The organism is Mycobacterium sp. E2497 (assembly GCF_001668695.1).
In the GTDB taxonomy this organism is placed as follows: domain Bacteria; phylum Actinomycetota; class Actinomycetes; order Mycobacteriales; family Mycobacteriaceae; genus Mycobacterium.
Genome location: NZ_LZKD01000042.1, coordinates 1 through 825 on the forward strand (window position 1 = coordinate 1; position 825 = coordinate 825).

Here is an 825-nt window from a genome sequence, read left to right on the forward strand (position 1 = left end):
CGCCGCCCACAACACCTACGCCGACGACGGCGCCATGATCGACAAAGGCGTCGCCTTCGCCTCCAGCCACCTCGACGGGGGTAGCGGCGGCCCTGCGACGCAGGTCTCGACCGGCCGGGGAGGTTTCGGCAGCTGAGCCGAAATCCCCTCGGGGACCGGGGCCGGCGCCTGAGCCCTCGCGTCAGCCGCTGTCGCGGATGAAGCCCTTGTTGCGCATCAGGGCGTCGGCCAGGAACCCGTCGTGCGGGATGGCGGGGGCCGCGAACCAGGTGGGGTGGGGCCCGAAGTACACGTTGGCGATCGTCGGCTCGCCCAGCAGAGCGTCGATCAACCGCTCGTCGGCGGTGAGCGCGGTGAGCACCAACGAATGCCGCAGCGGCGCGATGGCGTCGTCGGGCGACCAGGGCGAGACCCACACGCACGGGAAGGGCAGCTCGACGTTGAGCTTGTCCGTGTCGGGCGCGGGCAACAGATGCACGGCCGGGCGCAGCGCGGCGTAGCCGTCGCCGAGGTCGGCGACCACCTGCCCGGCACCGAGCAGCGGCGACGATCCGGCGGCCTTCCCCGCCAGATACCCGGCGAGGGCCCGCGCGTTTTCGACGGGCTGGGTGGGCAGGATCGCGCGCTCGTCGTCCGTGGGTAGGGGCTCGATCGCCGCCAACCGCTCGGCGATCGCCCGCGCCAGCGGGGCGGGATCGCCCTCGTACAGCACGGCGGTGGTGTTGACGCAGGCCATGCCCCCGAGGTTGGCGATCGAGTCGACGATGAGGTCGAGGTGCTCGCGCCAGTCCTGGTCGGCGGTGATCAGGATCTTGCTGCGCCCCG

The 825-nt window shown here is 72.4% G+C and carries 2 pseudogenes; one reads left to right on the forward strand and one right to left on the reverse strand.

What is annotated here, in order from left to right:
- A pseudogene (locus tag A5713_RS03955) lies at window positions 1–136 on the forward strand (cutinase family protein); the annotation flags it as partial.
- Between the two features lie 45 nt (window positions 137–181).
- Here the strand turns inward: A5713_RS03955 and A5713_RS28645 are convergent.
- Window positions 182–825, reverse strand: a pseudogene (locus A5713_RS28645) (aldehyde dehydrogenase); the annotation flags it as partial.